This is a genomic window from Cyclobacterium sp. 1_MG-2023, from assembly GCF_030546805.1.
Taxonomy (GTDB): Bacteria; Bacteroidota; Bacteroidia; order Cytophagales; family Cyclobacteriaceae; genus Cyclobacterium.
Genome location: NZ_JAUOPC010000001.1, coordinates 433,429 through 452,788, shown reverse-complemented (window position 1 = coordinate 452,788; position 19,360 = coordinate 433,429). Strand labels below are relative to the sequence as shown.

General features: G+C 39.7%; 11 protein-coding genes. 8 read left to right on the top strand and 3 right to left on the bottom strand.

From position 1 onward, the window contains the following. Positions 1–983: 983 nt before the first annotated feature. Both Q4534_RS01670 and Q4534_RS01665 read right to left on the bottom strand, forming a co-directional pair. Positions 984–2,141 carry a hypothetical protein gene (locus Q4534_RS01670; RefSeq protein ID WP_303611430.1) on the bottom strand — a complete coding sequence of 386 codons (1,158 nt, stop codon included), beginning with the start codon at positions 2,139–2,141 and terminating at the stop codon, positions 984–986. Between the two features lie 196 nt (positions 2,142–2,337). Then, the gene (locus tag Q4534_RS01665) at positions 2,338–3,141 is read right to left on the bottom strand and encodes an alpha/beta hydrolase (RefSeq protein WP_303611429.1); all 804 of its coding nucleotides are present in this window, start codon (positions 3,139–3,141) and stop codon (positions 2,338–2,340) included. A gap of 474 nt (positions 3,142–3,615) precedes the next feature. Between Q4534_RS01665 and Q4534_RS01660 the strand changes: the two genes are divergently transcribed. Continuing rightward, positions 3,616–4,512: an alkaline phosphatase gene (locus Q4534_RS01660; protein WP_303611428.1), complete on the top strand. Its 897-nt coding sequence runs from the start codon at positions 3,616–3,618 to the stop codon at positions 4,510–4,512. A 539-nt stretch (positions 4,513–5,051) separates the two neighbouring features. Further along, complete coding sequence (locus Q4534_RS01655) at positions 5,052–6,713, top strand: DUF4038 domain-containing protein (RefSeq protein WP_303611427.1); 1,662 nt, start codon at positions 5,052–5,054, stop codon at positions 6,711–6,713. 121 nt (positions 6,714–6,834) lie between these two features. Here Q4534_RS01655 and Q4534_RS01650 read toward each other — a convergent pair whose 3' ends face one another. Beyond that, on the bottom strand, positions 6,835–8,085 hold the full coding sequence (locus tag Q4534_RS01650; protein ID WP_303611426.1) for a hypothetical protein: 1,251 nt from the start codon (positions 8,083–8,085) through the stop codon (positions 6,835–6,837). A gap of 362 nt (positions 8,086–8,447) precedes the next feature. Between Q4534_RS01650 and Q4534_RS01645 the strand changes: the two genes are divergently transcribed. From Q4534_RS01645 to Q4534_RS01620, 6 genes are all read left to right on the top strand, one after another. Then, the gene (locus tag Q4534_RS01645) at positions 8,448–9,701 is read left to right on the top strand and encodes an exo-alpha-sialidase (RefSeq protein WP_303611425.1); all 1,254 of its coding nucleotides are present in this window, start codon (positions 8,448–8,450) and stop codon (positions 9,699–9,701) included. Positions 9,702–10,111: 410 nt separating this feature from the next. After that, positions 10,112–12,391, top strand: coding sequence for an N-6 DNA methylase (locus Q4534_RS01640; RefSeq protein ID WP_303611424.1), 2,280 nt, complete (start codon positions 10,112–10,114; stop codon positions 12,389–12,391). Next, positions 12,384–13,802, top strand: coding sequence for a restriction endonuclease subunit S (locus tag Q4534_RS01635; RefSeq protein WP_303611423.1), 1,419 nt, complete (start codon positions 12,384–12,386; stop codon positions 13,800–13,802). Before Q4534_RS01640 ends, Q4534_RS01635 begins: the two co-directional genes overlap by 8 nt. A 12-nt stretch (positions 13,803–13,814) precedes the next feature. Beyond that, positions 13,815–14,789: a hypothetical protein gene (locus Q4534_RS01630; protein WP_303611422.1), complete on the top strand. Its 975-nt coding sequence runs from the start codon at positions 13,815–13,817 to the stop codon at positions 14,787–14,789. Between the two features lie 35 nt (positions 14,790–14,824). Next, positions 14,825–16,168 (top strand): ATP-binding protein, encoded by a 1,344-nt coding sequence (locus tag Q4534_RS01625; RefSeq protein ID WP_303611421.1) that lies wholly within the window; start codon positions 14,825–14,827, stop codon positions 16,166–16,168. Beyond that, entirely contained in the window at positions 16,165–19,335 is a 3,171-nt protein-coding gene (locus Q4534_RS01620; protein WP_303611420.1) for a type I restriction endonuclease subunit R, read from the top strand. The genes Q4534_RS01625 and Q4534_RS01620 overlap by 4 nt, the downstream gene beginning before the upstream one ends. Positions 19,336–19,360 lie beyond the last annotated feature (25 nt).

Here is a 19,360-nt window from a genome sequence, read left to right as displayed (position 1 = left end):
AATATGGTTTGGGTTTATCGAACCGCATATTAATTATTTGACTATAAAGAACCCCTTTAGGGGTGATATTTTTGTAGCCGTTGGCATGAGCCACCGGATTGGAAATCCAACGTCAATCGATTTTGGCGGTATTGTTGCCTTTTTTTCTGCAACAATGCTGACAAAATCTCTCTGACGAACGTTTTCTTATGGAAATGAATTGACCTTGTAATCCTGGTCTCACCTGACTGGTTAATTTTTCATTATTCCCACTGTTCATTTTTTCCCCTGAGAGAGTTATAAATCAGGGCAGGCCCTGAGGGAATTATAAATCAGGGCAGGCTTGACTTAAAAACGAACCAAAAAAATCAAGGCTGTCATATCTTATTTCAAATGATGGTTTAGGTTTAGGGAAAATAGATCATTAGCGTATCCATCATTTGATTTTTGGAGCTGAATTTCGGGCTAAAAATCAATGGATCTCCTTATTGGAGCTAATTCATTTTTTTAACGCCCTCCATCCATCTCCAAAAACAATAAGCTTTGAAGGCCGAAAATACCTGAAATAACATGTGGTTATAAAAGAGTTTCTTTGTCGAGATTCAATGACATACCTAAAGCTATTTAGCCAATTGGACCATTTACCGAACTTGCAACTCTTCCTATTAAAGCAAAATTTTGATCTTTACTATAACCGTAAACTCCTTTAAGGGTGACTTGATTATAGCCGGTGGCCCCAACTACCGGATTAGTGAAGTAGACGTCAATCGATTTTGGCGGTATTTTTGCCATTTCCGCAACAATGCTGACAAAATCACAACGGCACAGTCCTTTACCGAACCATACATTAAACTTTATGCCAACGGAAAACCCTGGTAGGGGTGATATTATTATAGCCGGAGGGATGAGCCACCGGATTGGAAATCCAACGTCAATCGATTTTGGCGGTATTGTTGCCTTTTTTCTGCAACAATGCTGACAAAATCTTCATTTAAAATCGGAATTCAATTTTCTCTGATAAATGAATTTTGGGAATCGCCTACCCATCTGTATTTATACAAGGTAGTCCGCTGTAATCCATTATCGCCTTTTTCATTGTGGGATATATAAAACAAACCATCACCCAAAGGCTGTATGCCTGTCGCTCCCCATTTAAAATGCCAACCACGAATACCTGTATCAGAATCCTTAGGCCCAGCTTGTAGCATTGACAAAGTTTTGACTTTTATTTTTTTATTATCGGAAGGAATTTGGCTTCTCCTAGGCTTTTTATGGCCATCAATAACGAATAAATCAAAATTTGGAAATTGGGTTTTGGATCCCTTATAAACTGCGGCAAATAAATTTCCAGTAAGTGAATCATAGGCCAGGTTTTGGATACCATAACGGGTATTGCCGGTTTTTACAAAATACTTTTCCAATGGTTTTTTAGGACCTGAAGTATGCAAGTTATCTTGCGATAGTTGTTTTTCATATTTACTCCAATTTGAGACATCATACTTTAATATTACCTGATGGTCATTGTCATCCCTTTCTAAATCACCATAAATACCATAGGCAACATACAAATATTTTTTATCAAGATTAGAGCTGCCTATGGAAGGGGCGAAGGTAAGTCCATCGATTCCTGAACAGGCAAATCGGTGCGATATAAGGTTGTCACCTACAGCTACCTCAGCTTCGTAATCTTGCACAACCTCTGTTAAATATACCGTACGCAGCAAGTCCTCTGTTTCGGCATCCATATCTGAATGTACGATTTTGGCCCCATCAAAAATGGCAATATAGAATCCATTAACTCCAGCATTCTCTTCCTTTCCTAAAGTCTTTTTGATCCCTTTACCTATCGCATCATTTTTATACTCCAAAGAACCGTAGATTCTACCATCTTCATCATTGAAATCTAAATCTCCCAGGTGACCGATAAAACCGCTAACACTTCCTACCATTCGGCCAGATAGATTCATTTTAACCAACCTATCTGTAAAAGAAAGGTAAATGAATCCGTTTTTCTTATCCAAAGCCATGCCTTGTACATGCATTTTTCCATGATCTCCAGAAAAGAAAGCATCGGGCCAGTGGCTTGGGATTTTAACTTCTTGTGCTTGAGTGTTCACCAGCATCAAAATAAAAAAGAAGGAGAATAATAATGTTTTTTTCATTGGTATCGTTTGTCTGTGGCAGTTCCACATTGGTAAATGAATCTCATTGTGCTCATTCAAAGTAAACAAGATTTCTGCTAAATTTCCTTATTGGCTGTTAATGTAGTCTAGCATTTCCATGCTTAATGCCATATGAACAGTTATTATCCTTTTTTATGCTGGATAATGGATTCAGTTAAGTATAGCTTTTTTGACTTTAGGATGCCGCATTGTCTAAAAAGAAATTGATTTGCTCGACATACCAACCACCGAAACCTTTGTATTCATAGTCTACCTGGAATCCTGTCAGGTGCTCTCCTGAATATTTCACGACTTCACAATTTTGACCAAGTAACTGGTAAAGGGATTCAGCATCCTGGTGGGTGGTTATCGTGTCATTAGATGCTGTAAAGATCAATAGTGGAATGTCAATGGCTTTTATTGCTTTCTTGTATTTTTTAGGCTTTTCAGGGAGAATCAGGTTCTTCTCCAATGCTTTATAGCGCTCAATGATAGCTGAGGTATCCGTTACATAACCCTCTCCAATTATAAAATCAACTTTATCCTTTATACTTGGAAAAGCTCGAGAAGCAATTGTTGTCCCCATGGACATTCCCAAAACACCAATTTTACTATCATTAAACTTTTCAGCAATGGTATCCACCACAGCTTCGAGGTCCCATGCAAATTCTGTGTAGTAAAGGTATTCTCGTTCAATTTCAAAATCGTCACTTTTACCAAAACCTCTATAATCAAATGTTACTACCGTATAGCCTGCATTGGCTAGAATAGCCGCCTGGTAGACAAAATAGGACATATTGCCAGCATCCGGATAGGCTAGGACAATTACAGTGTCTTTATTGTTCTCTTTATTTGCTTCGTAGATCCATGTGTTTAACTGAAAATGATCTTTTGTTGTAATGCTCAACTGTTCATAATTCCAAGCAACGGAGTCAGGAGTCCTGATATATTCCCGATCAGGGTTAATTGCAAAAGTTGGACTTGCAAATCCTATTAACATTGCAAAAAAAGAAATACAGTGAAAAGCTTTCCTTATGGAAGAATTATTTTCAATAAATGGGATCAAAACGAATGGAATAATTGAAAATCAATATACCACTTATTTTAATAATATTGAGTTGAATTTTTATTGACATAGGAGAATACTTAAATGCTTTTTCATCTCTACAAAGAGAGGTTAAATTAGGGTTACCAGGGCAAGATGTGTTTATTTTTAAGGACTTACAATTATTCATAACTAGATAATTACCTTGTCTTTACCTTTCATATTTTAATTAAGGTCAAATTAATTAAATGAAAGTCAATAACGGTCAAAAGATATTTAAAGCTATAGGCTAAGGCAAACTTTTATATTAGGACTGATTATTTCCCTTCATTGGGATGAACAGCCTTTTGAATTGATAAGTATTTGATTAAACTTGCCCTCGAATACCTAATTTGTACTGAATCAATTAATAATAAACCAAGACAATAAATGAATTGTAAAAGAATAACTTTAATTCTGTTATTGCCGGCAATGTTGCTGACAGCTGGTAACTTGCAAGCCCAAGTGAAAAAAGTAAAACATGTGGTATTGTTGGGTTTGGATGGCTTAGGTTCTTATGCCTTCCCCAAAGCAGAAATGCCCAACTTAAAAAAGATCATGGAATCAGGAAGTTATAGCCTGAAAGCCAGAACGGTTTTGCCATCATCAAGTGCTGTAAATTGGGCTTCAATGTTGATGGCTTCAGGTCCTACAGCCCATGGATATACCGAATGGGGTAGCAAAACACCTGAAATTCCATCTGCGAAAATTGGCAATTACGGGATTTACCCTTCCATATTTGGCCTAATTAGGGAACAAATGCCAAAGGCCAAGACTGCCGCTGTTTTTAGCTGGGGTGGTATTGAATACTTGCTGGAAAAAGGAGCCATAGATATAGTTACCCATGTAGATGGAGATGATTTATGTACGGACAAGGCTGTGGAAATAATTGTTGAGGAAAAACCAAATTTTATGTTTATCCACCTGAATGAGCCTGATGGCGTAGGACATGGGATTGGACATGATACTCCGGAATATTATGCGGAACTCAAAAATGTGGACAAAAGAATTGGGCTTATTTACCAGGCCATTGAAGAGGCGGGCATTGCTGATGAAACTATCTTTATGTTGTCTTCAGATCATGGCGGAGTCGGAAAAGGCCATGGAGAAAAAAGTCTTGAAGAAATATATATCCCCTGGATAATTGAAGGTAGAGGTATAAAAAAGAACCATGAAATCTCGGACTTGATCATGACCTATGATACAGCGGCCACCATTGCCTGGATATTTGGCTTGGAGATGCCACAGGTATGGAGAGGAAAACCTGTATTGGAAAGCATTAATTAAATTTCGGTGGGGGTGGTTTTTCCTTTCCTACAATATCATAGGAAAATTGGCCATGTTTATACACCAAATTAACCATCACGAAGGTCGGATCAAAAGATATCCGGCCTTTGGTTTAATAATAGCAGCTGAGAAGAAAAGTTTAAGCCGATACTGCATTTTCTTAAGTAGAGGTTGCTTTGAATATAAACGTACCTACTTTAGGATTAAAATAAAATACAATTGCCAAACTTTATCCATTTACCATCTTTTTTGAAAAGCATTCATTAAATAGGAGCAATTTCTGTTTATTTGTATTGTCCGGATCATAAGGATGGTTTTTCTATTTACTAAAACCCGGAAACTTTGCAGGTTTTGTTGATAATCAGCGCCATGTTAAAATTCGCTGAGTGAAACCTGAAAGCATTTATCTCAACAAGAACCAATTGGTTAAAGAAATAGGCTGCGGAAATTAGGTATTTGCTATGATTTCGTTTACCTATACACTTAACTGCTGACAGTTAAACCATTACTGTCAAGGCAATAATAAAAATTTGAAGCCCATGAGAATTGTCTTTGCTCTATTTGTTATTAGTAATTTTCTCTTTAGTTGTACTCCCTCTCAATCCGAAAAAGCTGCCATTGAGGCCCCTCAGTGGGAGGAAATAGAGCTGGTTTTTACGGCTGCCAATACCTATAACAATCCCTATACGGATGCAGAAATGTATGCCGAGTTTATAGGCCCTGAGGGACAAAAACTACGCCGACCTGCCTTCTGGGATGGAGGGCAAAACTGGAAAGTTCGCTTTGCCTCTCCTGTTGCTCAAGGCGAATGGAAGTGGCATACCCTCGCTTCTGATAGCAGTGATACCGGCTTGCATGGACAAGAGGGAAGACTAAAAAGTGTGGCCTACACCGGGAATAATCAATTGTTACGTCATGGGTTGTTGCGCATGTCTGAGGGTAAACGAAATGTGGTGCATGCGGATGGTACGCCTTTTATCGTGGTGGGTGATACCCCTTGGGCCATGCCCTGGAGGTCTACCTATGAAAATACGGCCCATTATGCCCAAGATCGTGGCGAAAAAGGTTTTAATACCGCTTTACTTATGACCATTCAGCCTGACAAAGGAGCTACCGGCCCCAATGCCCGGGATACGGATCAAGGTTTTGCTGTTGCTTTTTCGGATTTGATGGAGGGCCATATCAATCATATCAATGCGGATTATTTTCAATACATGGATAGCCTAATGAGTATCCTTGTTGCCAATGAAATTGTACCTGTCTATCAACCGGTATTTCATGGCTATGGTTGGAAAGGACAAGAGGTACTGGGCAAGAACGTTAATCCTGTTGAATATGCCCGCTATTGCAAATACTTGGTGGCTCGCTATGGTGCTCGGCCTGCCATGTGGTTGGTAGGTGCAGATGGAATGGGGAGAGAAGTAGGCGTTAAAGAAGGAGGCGAGACTGTTGAAGCTTGGGATGCTTACCAACAGCCTACCGGCATTCACTACAATCCTTTTGATGATTTTATCCCTAATTGGGCTGACCCGGAGACTTATAAGGTGCATTATAACAAAGCTTATCAAGCCGCCGATTGGTTGGATTTCCAGTGGGCGCAAACCGGTCATACTGCCAAACGTATTTACGATAAGGTGGAGCTAATGTATGAGAACAAACCCACCAAAGCAGTGGCCAATGGTGAACCTACTTATGAAGGTATTCGGGATCCGGAAAATGGTGCCGGTTGGTGGCAAGGGGAAGAAGCCTGGATGCAGTTAATGTCAGGAGGTACCATGGGAGTGGTGTATGGTGCAGGAGGCATTTGGCAGTGGAAAGTAAGTGGTGATGAGGCCGGATGGCCTGAATGGGCCAACTCTGAGGTCTCTTGGAAGGAAGCCTTGGATCTAGAAGGCTCGCGTTATGTAGGTTATTTAGCCAAAGCCCTGGAAGGAATGCCATTTACTGATATGGAAAAGCGAAAAGACTTGGCAGGAGGGAAGCCTTGTTTGGCCAAGTCAGGTGAGTTTTATGTGAGTTACCTTAAGAAAGGTGGTGATATAACTTTAAGTGAATTAACACCTGAAATGCCTTACCAATGGTTCAATCCAAAGACAGGTGCATTCTTAGAGGAAGCCAAAGTAACGGGAACCATTCAGACCTTCACCGCCCCAGACAAGGAACCATGGGTACTACTTGTCGGCAAAAGAAAAACCATTTAAAAAAAATCACTCCATCACCCAATCACCCCATCACTAAATCACTAAATCACTCCATCACCCAATCACTCTATCACTCCATCACCTATTGTTTTTCACATTCATCAAACGGCTAGATTCAAATTTAATTTAACCGATAGTTGACCAGTAGAAAAAAACGATCCGCTCGTACACCCAAATAAATGTAATCGGACACCCCGTTACCTCTCTCATAGCGGAATTCTCCTGATAGTCGTCCTTTGATGGCTCCTAATCCTAGTATTAGCCCTTGCTCATAGCGACGTGTTTTATCCAATAACTTGCTTTCATTATTGGTTTCTGAAGTATAGAATTTTTTAAAAGTGGATTTTTTGATGGTTTCACTCAAGGCATAACCATTTGAAATTCCTGCATTGGCAAAAATTTTAAAACTTTTCAATGGATACTTAAAACGCACTAAATTATTTAATTTAAGGTAACCATAACTCAATTTTCCTTCTACATTTATATAGTCATTTTCATTAGTGAAGTCTTGAAAACCCCCACTTACATTATAATGAGAGTAAAGTAACTCATTATAAATAGACCATTTACGTTCCTTTCTAGGCAGTATTAAATCAACAAAAATACCTACGACTACGCTGTAATCCCTTGGAAAATTAATCCTTTGAATGTCAAAAACTTGGCTACTATTAATTGAAATTGATGTTGAAGATACTCCTGTCAAAATGCCTAAGTCAGCTACAATTTTTTCCCTAACTTTTCTAAATGTGGGCAGTCTATCCGTACATTCATAATATTTCAAAAAAATGCTCTCCAAACTATTGCTATTATACTGAGCATCTTCCAGAGAAGGCATCATGTATAAACAATCACCTAAATAAGAAGCCAGTTGGCGCTTATACGTTAAGTTTTCTTCCTTGAGTTGTATCCCCTTTTGTTCAGTAAGGTACCACTTGTATTTTAGAAGGGTATAATTGTTTCCTTCTTTGATATAATAATTCTCTTTGCCAGAAGACTTCATGCTTAGCAAGGATTTTTTACCCAATACCAATGTCTGTAAGAATACTGTATCCATTCTCACCTGTAAGGCCGAAGATTCACTGTGTACATATACCGTATTCTTAGTAACTTCCTTCTCCACTGCAGCGCCTACATAGATTTCATCCAAAACCCCAAATTCGGCGATGTCTAAGGGCTTGTAAACTTTTATCCTGTCCTGTCCCTTCTGTTTGAAGAATACAGTTTTCGGGTTGTTATCCCAGTTTCTATAGTCAATTAGCCCAGGTATGGTGTCCCCTTCTAAGGTCTTTACATAGCCGGGTAAGTATTTTTCCTGTGATACTGCCTTATTAAAAATCAATGCAAAAAATAAAAATGCAAAAATATATTTCATTGGATAAAAATTGTTAAAATGTCTTACAAATTTCAAATATATAGACAAATCTGGATAATGTCTTTCTAATCTTTCCTAAAATAAATGCATTATAGTTTTCATTATTCATTCTCAGTGGATTACAATTTATGCTTTAATTTTTTTTTAAGAATTCCTGTGCTTCTTTAAACTAATGCAGGATTATTTTCACCTCTGTACAGTTAATTATAGAGATTATGGTTATTATTGATATTCTGGTAGGTACAGTAGACATAAAACCCTATGACTAACAAGGGAAGTAAGCTTATTATTAGCAAAAGAGCGATTGTTTAACTTTACCTTACCTGTTTTGATTTATTATTTGTACCAAAAAAATTACTCTAGTGAGACAATCTGTATTTATCGCACTCCTTTTGATTATGGGTTCCTGTGCCAATCCAAAAACCAAAAATGAATTTTGGAACGATGGCAAAGCGGTTTTTGAGCTAAGCGAGATTTTTGCAGGAGAGCGTTTTCCCAATGTCGTGACGGCCAAAGACGGTTCGATTGTAGCCACATGGGGAAATAAAAGTTACCAGGTACGCAGGAGTGAAGATGGAGGAAAAAGCTGGGGACCAATAAATAAATTGGCTGAGCCCGGATTCCAAGGGGGAGGAGTGATTGTGGATGAAAGCAATGGAGATATTTTGGCCTTTGTAGAAGAAGGGCATCCCATTTCGCCCTATAAAATGTACAGAAGTAAAGACCATGGGAAAACATGGGCTGCAGAAGAGACCACATTGATGCCCGATAATATGGGTAATACACCTTCCATGCACATGAATGAGCATGGCATTACCTTACAATTCGGTGAAAAGAAAGGCAGATTGATTCGGGCAACCCGCAATTATGACGGCGGAAACAACAAGGAGTTTTGGCCCAACCATTATACCAATGCCATTTATTCTGATGATGCAGGAAAAACCTGGCACACAAGCGCCCCTTTTCCTGCCAATGGAACAGGCGAAGCCACGCTGACAGAACTTTCCGATGGAACCATCTACTACAATTCCCGCCGGCACCTGTCCACCGATGGCTTGAACCCAAGAATGAGGCATATTGCGCACAGTAAAGATGGAGGAGAAACCTGGGAAGGCCTATACGTCAGTGAAGAATTACCTGATGGAGACCAAAGCGGTGATTATGGATTGATGGCAGGCTTGATTAGACTGCCAATCGAAGGGCATGATGTGTTGCTATATAGCAATATAGTATCCAATGACGGCAGAAACCATGGCACCGTCTGGGCCAGCTTCGATGGTGGCAAAACCTGGCCGGTAAACAAACTGGTAGAAGAAGGCAAGTTTGCCTATTCATCCATGACCGCCGGAAGAGCCGGTACTCCAAGTGAAGGATTAATTTACCTATTCTTTGAAGGAGAAGGCGAAGATCCAAAAGGCTACTCAGGTAAGATGGCCATTTTCAACCTTGCCTGGCTTTTAGATGGTAAGGATTGGGAGGGTTTTTTGGATAATTGTAAATGGTTAATTGTTAATGATTACGTAAAATTCGGAAACCTTTCAGGTTTTGTTGATCATCAGCCTGCTGTTAGAATTAGACGAGTGAAACCTGGAAGGTTTTATCACTATTGGAATTAATTGAATAAAGAAATTGACTGAGGGTTTTAGGTGTTGATTTTTAGATTTCATAACACCCCTGTTATGGTGAGGTTTTATGGTATGGGGTGAACCCTTGGATTGGTAATTGATTATTTAATGATTTTGTCTGCATTTTAGCTTTCTTTATACGCAAGGGTGCAGACAAAATCGCTTATTGACAGTTTTATCCGTATTTTTTTAGATTGAGGGACTGTTTTTAGCGTTTATTGTCAAATACTTTTGATTTTAGTTTGAATACCTGCGCCAAAGTACATCAAATTCTTGCCAAGTTTTATATCTTTAGGGAAGAGAAAGAAGTCGGAGATTTTTTTTATTCCGGCGGTAAACGCTTGATGCAATAAAGACTGCTATTGTATCAATATTCTATTACTTAATAATTAATTGCATTAATGGCCAAAAAACAGCCCAAAAAGAATCAAAAATCCATGGAGGAAACCCTCTGGGATTCAGCCAATAAATTAAGAGGAACGGTAGAAAGTTCTGAATACAAACACGTAGTACTAGGTCTGATCTTCCTGAAGTTTGCTTCAGACAAGTTTGAAGAACGTAGGACTGAATTGATCGCTGAGGGAAAGGAAAAATACCTGGAGATGAGGGAATTCTACAATATGAAGAATGTCTTCTTTCTCGCTCCCGAAAGCCGTTGGTCGTATGTGATTGGGCATTCCAAGCAGGACGATATCGCACTTATCGTGGATACTGCCTTGCACACCATAGAGAAAAACAATCCTTCACTGAAAGGAGCTTTGCCGGACAATTACTTTTCCCGACTGAATCTGGATCCAAGTAAACTGGCGGCTCTTCTGGATACGGTGAACAATATCGATACGGTAGGCGATGCAGAGGAAGATGTGGTAGGTAGGATTTACGAGTATTTTCTAGGGCGTTTCGCAGCGGCCGAAGGAAAGGGCGGAGGAGAATTCTATACGCCCAAAAGTATTGTAAACCTGATTGCTGAAATGCTGGAGCCTTATAAAGGAAAGATCTATGATCCAGCTTGCGGTTCCGGTGGGATGTTTGTGCAGTCTGTACAATTCGTCAAAAGCCATCAGGGCAATACCAGGGATATTTCCATCTACGGTCAGGAATACACTGCGGTTACCTATAAATTGGCAAAAATGAACCTGGCTATCAGAGGCATTACTGCAAATCTTGGAGATGTACCTGCCGATACCTTTTTCAAAGACCAGCATCCTGATCTCAAGGCCGATTACATCATGGCCAATCCTCCCTTCAACCAAAGCCAATGGAGGGAGAAAAGCGAACTGGAGGATGATTCACGCTGGGCGGGATTTACTACCCCTCCGGCAGGGAATGCCAACTATGCCTGGATTCTGCATATGCTGAGCAAACTTTCCGAGAATGGAACAGCAGGCTTTGTCCTAGCCAATGGCTCTATGAGCAGCAATACCTCAGGAGAAGGAGATATCCGTAGGGAACTGATCGAAAAAGACATGGTGGACTGTATGATTGCCTTGCCGGGGCAATTGTTTTATACTACACAAATACCTGTTTGTCTTTGGTTTATAACTAAAAACAAAACAAGACGTCCTCATCCGGAAGATCCAACAAAAGAATTCCGAGATAGAAGAGGAGAGACCCTCTTCATAGATGCCCGACAAATCGGCTCCATGATCGACCGCACCCAAAAAGAACTCACCAAAGAAGACATATCCCAAATCGCCAACACCTACCACACCTGGCGCAACCACGTCCCTCTTGAAACAAATCAAGTCGCCAAAAATGAACCAGCCCAAAGCTCCCCTCCTGAAACAGAACATGTGGCCAAAGGCCAAACCAATCAAAGCTCCCCTCCTTCACAAGGAGGGGTGGCCGAAGGCCGGGGTGGTTTTATTAACCAATTCACGCAAGCCCAAGGCCGGGGTGGTTTAATTACACAAACCACGGTATCCGAACCCCAAGCAGCTTATAAAATAAACAACCTTCCCCACCTTAAAACCTTCAGAAAAGAACTTAGAAACAACCTAACTCCTGCTGAAGCCAGCTTATGGACACTACTGCAAAACAAAAAACTGGAGGGTAGAAAATTCAGAAGACAGCATAGTGTGGGGAATTACATACTGGATTTTTATTGTCCTTCAGAAAAACTGGCCATAGAATTAGATGGGCAGGGACATTTCAATGTGGTTCAAGAAGAATATGATCGAGAGCGGGATTTGTTTTTAAATGCCTTTGGTATCAAAGTCCTGCGTTTCGAGAACAAGGAAGTTTTCGAGAATACGGAGGCTGTTTTAAATGCCATTCAAGAGGAGTTTGGTTGGTTTGAAGGTCAGGAGGATATAGAAAACCAGGGTGACTTGCAGTCAACTGGTTTAGATCAAGAAAAAAACCACCCCGCCTTGCAGGCACAGCAGGAGGAGAAAGAGAACCACCCCGCCTTGCAGGCACCCCTCCTTGAAAAGGAGGGGAACTACAGGTACGAAGACATTCCCGGCTATTGCAAATCCTCCACACTTTCCGAGATCCAAGCCAACGACTATGTTCTGACTCCTGGGCGCTATGTAGGGGTGGCTGAGGAAGAGGACGATGGGGTTCACTTCGAGGATAAAATGACAGAGCTTACGGCGGTACTGAAAGAACAAATGGCTCAAGCTGAGCACTTGGATCAAGCTATTTTGGAGAACTTAAAGGCTTTGGGGTATGATTGAGTGGAAAGTTGTAACACTTGACCAAGTGACTAACATTAAAAGTGGTAAGAGGCTACCCAAAGGGCATAAATTAGTGCAAAAAAATACAATGTTGCCTTATATTAGACTTGTAGATGTAACAGATGGCATTATAAAGAAAGATAACTTAAAGTTTTTGGAATCTGAAACACAAAATTCAATATCAAGATATATTGTTAATGAGGGAGATGTCTGTTTAGCAATTGTTGGACATACTATTGGAATGGTTTTCCAGATTGATAGTTTTTTTCATGGTGCAAATTTAACCGAAAATGCAGCAAGAGTTACAGACTTTGATAATCAAATATTATCAAAATTTCTTTATTATCAATTAATTTCACCAATTGGTCAACAGGAAATAATCTCTCGAAAAGTTGGGTCTGCACAAGGAAAACTTCCTTTATATAACATTAGATCTTTACCTATCAATCTTCCCCCTCTACCCGAACAAAAAGCCATAGCCCATATTTTAGGGACCTTAGATGACAAGATTGAGCTGAACAGGAAGATGAACCAAACCCTGGAAGCCATGGCACAAGCTTTGTTTAAAAGCTGGTTTGTGGACTTCGATCCGGTGATGGACAATGCCTTGGCAGCAGGCAATGATATTCCCGAGGAATTGCAGGCAATGGCGGAGAAGCGAGCATTAGTCCCACATTCAAAGAAACTTATATCAAAATCCCCTGATCTTGCCAAAGAGTTTCCCTCTTCTTTTGTCTATAATGAGACGCTGGGAAAATGGATTCCTGAGGGATGGGAGGTGAAGAGTTTTGGAGACCTTATTGAAACTACGATTGGAGGAGATTGGGGGAAAGAAGTACCTGATGAAAAACATACAGAAGAAGTAAAAATCATAAGAGGAACCGATATTCCAAGCTTAAAGAATTGCGATTTGGGATCAACTCCCACTAGATTTGTTGAGTTGAAAAAATTGAAAACCAGAAAGCTAGAAGTTGGAGATATTGTAATTGAAGTTTCCGGTGGAAGCCCAACACAATCTACAGGAAGGTCGATAAGATTAACTGAAAACATTCTTGAAAGATTAGGCGGAATTGCTGAGCCCGCATCTTTCTGCAGAAGACTCAAACCGATCAATGAAAAATTCGGTGTTTTATGTGGCGAGCATTTAACTTTTATTTATGGCCTTGGCAAAATGTGGGAGTATCAAAATCAAAGTACTGGAATTGCTAATTTCCAAACTCCTTACTTTTTAGAAGCAGAAATGGTACTAGTACCTTCAGAGGATAAAGTTCTAGATTCATTTTATAGTCAAGTTTTAAATCTTAAGAACAAGGCAACCTTAAACGAAAACATAATTCTAACTCAACTTCGAGATACCTTATTACCAGAGTTGATTAGTGGGAGGGTGAGGGTGCCGTTAGACACTAAATAAAAAAGTAATAATATGGCAAACTTGTTTGATCTAAGTTCAGTAACGTCTATTGAAGATTTTAAGAAGGCGATTCCATCTAGGGTCTTCTTTAATCATTTTTCTGCAATTAATTATCACATTTTTAACAATTCTGACCGGTACGACCTCAAGAAAATAGCCTTCTATAATCAGATAAAAATTAAAAACTCTAAACTTATAATTGATGATTGTCGAAAGCTATTGTGGAACGCTTGGAGTACAGAAGTAGCTTTTAATATGAGTTCCAAAGTGGAAACAGATGACTTTTTTAAGTTTGCACTGCATTGGCACTTTCCACAAGCTTATTATTCGATTTATTTGGCAATGACTGCATTTCATGAAACGCAAGGAATTGCCAATGACAACCATGAAAAGTCCATAAAAATCTTTGGAAATTCAGTTAAAGATGGGCATTTCCCAGATGCTATCAGTTTTTATGCAAATGGATTGTATAAAGACTTTAAATACTCAGGGCTGACTTTAGATTCAAAATTTGATAAAGACTTTAATGGTCTGAAAAAAATTGACACTTTAAAAAAAGCGGAAGGGCAAATAGGAGTGTTTTTAAAGTCGACAAGAAAGGAAAATGCAGAAAATAAAAGAAAAAGAGGAGAAAAGGAGCATTCAAAAAGAAGTGAGTTTCAGAACAGGAATGGAAACCTTGTCAAGTCTTTTCAGAAAAAACACTGGGACATAATTTACAGAACCATCCCTGAAATAACTCTTTTGAATATTTTATATCGACTTCGTCTGAAGGCTAACTATAGAGATATAGAAACTTTTATGAATGCTGATATAGATTTCAGAGAGTTTCATAAATGTCTAGGTGAAATCGTGTTCTATTTAAATTTTATCCATGAAGCATATTTGCATAAAGCAATTGGAGATATAAAATACAAGAAAATTGTTCATGGATTTAAAGGTGAATATCATCAGGATAGATATGAAAACCTTATTTCTAAAATTTAATTTCAGAATGCTAAAGAATTCAAATTGATTGTCCAATGACCGAAAGCCAAAATATAGAATGGAAGCAAAGCTGGCATGACGACTACCTGAAGTGGATATGTGGCTTTGCCAATGCCATTGGTGGTTTAATCTATATAGGAAAGGATGATAAGGGCAAGGTGCTGGGCTTGAAGGATTTTCATTACCTTTTGGATTCTATTCCAAATAAGATTCGTAACTCCATGGGGATTATCTGTGATATTAATTTGATTGAAGAGAATTCCTTGAAATACATAGAAATCAAAGTCAATCCCTATTCTGTACCAGTTTCCCTAAGAGGGCGGTATTACTACCGTACCGGAAGTACCAAGATGGAATTGACTGGAATAGAACTGAATGAGTTTTTGCTTAAAAAGGCTGGGAAAACCTGGGATGACGTGATTGAGGAAGGTGCCTCTCTACGCGATATTGATGATACAAGCCTTGAACAGTATATTGCGGACAGCCAAGAAAAAGGGCGATTACCAAAAACTTCAGGACTTACCACATTACAGATTTTGGAGAAATTGCGTTTGCTGGAAAACAGCAAACTAAAGCGTGCTGCTTTGATTTTGTTTGGAAAAGATCCAAGCCGGTTTTTCCCCAATCTGTTGGTGAAAATAGGGCGGTTCGGAAGAGATAGTTCTGACTTGAAGTTCCAAGAAGTAATTGAAGGGAACTTGGTTTACCTTCTCAGTGAAGTGCAGATTCAGCTTAATTACAAGTTTTTGACTCGTCCGGTGGAGTTTGTAGGGATGCATCGGATCGAAAAGGGAGAATATCCTCTTGCAGCACTTCGGGAAATGTTGCTCAATGCGCTGGTTCATAGGACTTACATGGGAGCTGCTATTCAGCTTAGGGTTTATGATGATAGATTAACTATATGGAACGAAGGTGCTTTGCCCTATGGCTTAGATGTCGCAAGTTTGAAGATAGAGCATAATTCCCGACCTAGAAATCCCAAAATTGCCGATGCTTGCTTTAAATCAGGCTATATCGATGCTTGGGGAAGAGGAACGTTGAGGATTATTAGTGCTTGTACCGAAGCCGATCTACCGGAACCCGAGATTATAGAAAAAGATGGAGGTGTTCAAGTGACTTTATTTAAACCAGATGGTGGTCAAGTAGGTGGTCAAGTAGGTGGTCAAGTAGGTGGTCAAGTAGATAATTTGACAGCAAGACAAAGAGAGGTATTTGAACTTATTGTTTCAAATCCTACAATATCCAGGAGAGAATTAGCTGAAAAATTAAGCATTAATGAATCAGCTGTTCAAAAACATACAGATGCTCTTAAGAAAAAAGAATATATAGAAAGAGAAGGAGAAACAACAGGTCATTGGAAAATAATTTACACCAAATGAAATTCACCGAATCCCAACTTGAACAGGCCTTTATCTCGCTTTTGGAAGCGCAGGGTTATCCTTATGTGCAAGGGGATGTGCTTGTACGTGGAAAGGAAGAAGTGTTGTTGCGTGAGGATTTGCAGGTTTTTCTACAGGAATCTTATGCAGCGCAGAAGATTACTCCAGCGGAAATCTTTGGGATCATTCGTGAATTGGAAAAACTACCAGCGTCCGATCTCTATGAGAGCAATAAAACCATTATGAATTGGGTTCGTGATGGTTTTCTGCTAAAACGTGAAGACCATCAAAAGAAAGATATATTTATCTCTTTGATCAATTACGCCGAACCTGATAAAAATATTTTTAAAATCGTTAATCAGCTTGAAATTCAGGGGTTTGAAAAGCGCATCCCAGATGGTATACTCTATGTAAATGGCTTGCCACTAGTCGTTTTTGAGTTTAAGTCAGCCATAAGGGAGGAAGCTTCCTTGCATTCTGCCTATGTTCAGTTGACTACTAGATACGAACGAGATATTCCAGACCTATTCAAGTACAATGCCTTTTGCGTTATCGGTGACGGTGTGAATACCAAGGCTGGGAGTTTTTTTGCTCCTTATGAGTTCTTCTACTCATGGAGGAAGATCGCAGGTTTGGATAAAGAAATCGATCCACAGTCCGGACTTTCTACCAAAGTGCATGGAATAGATTCAATGTACACGTTGATCCAGGGTATGCTGGACAAATATCGGTTTTGTGACATTGTTCATAATTTTATCTACCTACCTGATAGTTCCAGGAAGGATGAAAAGATCCTCTGTCGCTATCCTCAGTATTATGCGGCTACCAAGCTTTTTGAGAATATCAAGGAGCATCAGCTTCCTTATGGAGATGGTAAGGGTGGAACCTATTTTGGAGCCACAGGATGTGGGAAGAGCTTTACCATGCTGTACCTTACCCGTTTACTGATGAAGAGTGTGGATTTTGCCAGTCCTACTATTGTGCTGATTACGGATCGTATGGACCTGGACGATCAATTAAGTGCACAATTTACCAATGCCAAGGACTTCATAGGAGACAATGTGATCAAGTCGGTAGTAAGTAGGGCTGATCTCAGGGAGGAACTAAAGGGAAGAAACTCCGGAGGAGTTTTTCTAACCACAATTCACAAGTTCAATGAGGATACCGAATTGCTTACAGAGCGGAGCAATGTGATTTGTATTTCAGACGAGGCACACCGCAGCCAGACAAATCTGGATCAGAAAGTCCGTGTTACAGATCAAGGAGTGAAGAAGAGCTTTGGTTTTGCGAAGCATCTACACGATTCCTTGCCCAATGCCACTTATGTGGGTTTTACCGGAACACCTATCGATGCCACTATGGATGTTTTTGGGGACATAGTAGATACCTATACCATGACCGAATCGGTAATGGATGAGATTACGGTGAGGATAGTCTATGAAGGGAGGGCGGCGAAAGTATTGCTTGAAAACCATAAGCTTCAGGAAATAGAGGCCTATTACAATAAAGTCGCTAAAGAAGGAGCGAATGAATACCAGATCGATGAGAGCAAGCGTCAGATCAGCCAGATGAGAACGATTTTGGGAGATCCAGGACGAATTGAAGCCATTGCAAAAGATTTTGTAAATCACTATGAAACAAGAGTAGAAGAAGGAAGCACCCTTCTTGGGAAAGCGATGTTTGTTTGTAGCACCCGTGAGATTGCCTATATGCTTTATCAGGAAATCATTGGCTTGAGACCTGCTTGGGCGGAGGTTTTGGTAGCCGAACAGGGCGTGGAGTTGACTGAAAAAGATCAGAGAGAACTTAAGCCCATGGCTCGGGTAAATATGGTGATGACTCGAAGCAAGGATGATGTTAAAGAGCTTTGGGATGCTTTGGGGACTCAGGAATACAGAAAGGAATTGGACAGGCAGTTTAAAAATGCCAAGAGTAACTTCAAGATAGCCATAGTGGTGGACATGTGGTTGACGGGTTTTGATGTGCCTTTTTTGGATACCATGTACATAGACAAACCCATACAGGAACACAGTCTGATTCAGACGATTTCCAGGGTTAACCGGAAGTTTGAAGGAAAGTCAAAAGGCCTTGTGGTGGATTATATCGGAATTAAAAAGCAGATGAACCTGGCGCTGAAGCAATATTCAACCATTGATAGCCAAAACTTCGAGGATATTGAGCAGTCCATTGTAGTGGTGAAGGACCATATGAATTTATTGGAAGCTATATTTCATAAATTCGACTACAGCAATTACTTCAATGGTTCTCCATTGGAGCAATTAAATACCCTGAATATGGCCGCTGAATTTGTGCAGTTGACCAAGCAATTGGAAAAGCGCTTTATGAATTTAGTGAAACGGATGAAGGCAGCTTATGATATTTGCTCTGGCAGTGCGGCTTTTAGCAATGCCGAGAAAGATAAGATTCATTTTTTTATTGCGGTGAGGTCCATCGTATTCAAATTGACCAAAGGGGAGGTTCCAGATACCGATCAGATGAATGCAAAAGTTCGGGAGATGATTCATGAGGCCATTTTGAGTGAAGGCGTAGAGGAAATCTTTAAGCTTGGGGAGGAAGATCAGAAGCAGGTGGATATTTTTGAAGCTGATTACCTGGCCAAGATCGATAAAATCAAATTGCCCCATACAAAGATCAAATTACTGCAAAAGTTATTAACGAAAACCATCGATGAATTTAAGGAAATTAACAAGATAAAAGGTGTTGATTTCTCTAAGAAGATGCAGCATTTGGTAGAGAAATACAATGAACGAAAAGAGGCTGATGTGCTTCAAAGTGAGGTATTGGAAGACTTTACCAACGAAATCATCGACCTGTATTATGCCATGAAAAAGGAGAAGGATTCTTTTGCTGAGATGGGGATAGATTTTGAAGAAAAGGCCTTTTATGATATACTGAAAGAATTGGCTGTAAAGTATGACTTTGTTTATCCTGAGGACAAGTTGATTCACTTGGCGCAGTTGGTAAAGGATGTGGTAGATGATAAAGCAAAATATACCGATTGGAGCAAGCGGGATGACATCAAGGCAGAATTAAAAGTAGACCTGATTATTTTATTGGCCGAAAATGATTATCCTCCTGTGGACAGGGATGAGGTATACAAAGAGATCTTTGAACAAGCCGAGAACTTTAAGAAGTATCAGAGGTGAGCGAAAGGTAGTTATTATGAAGTAT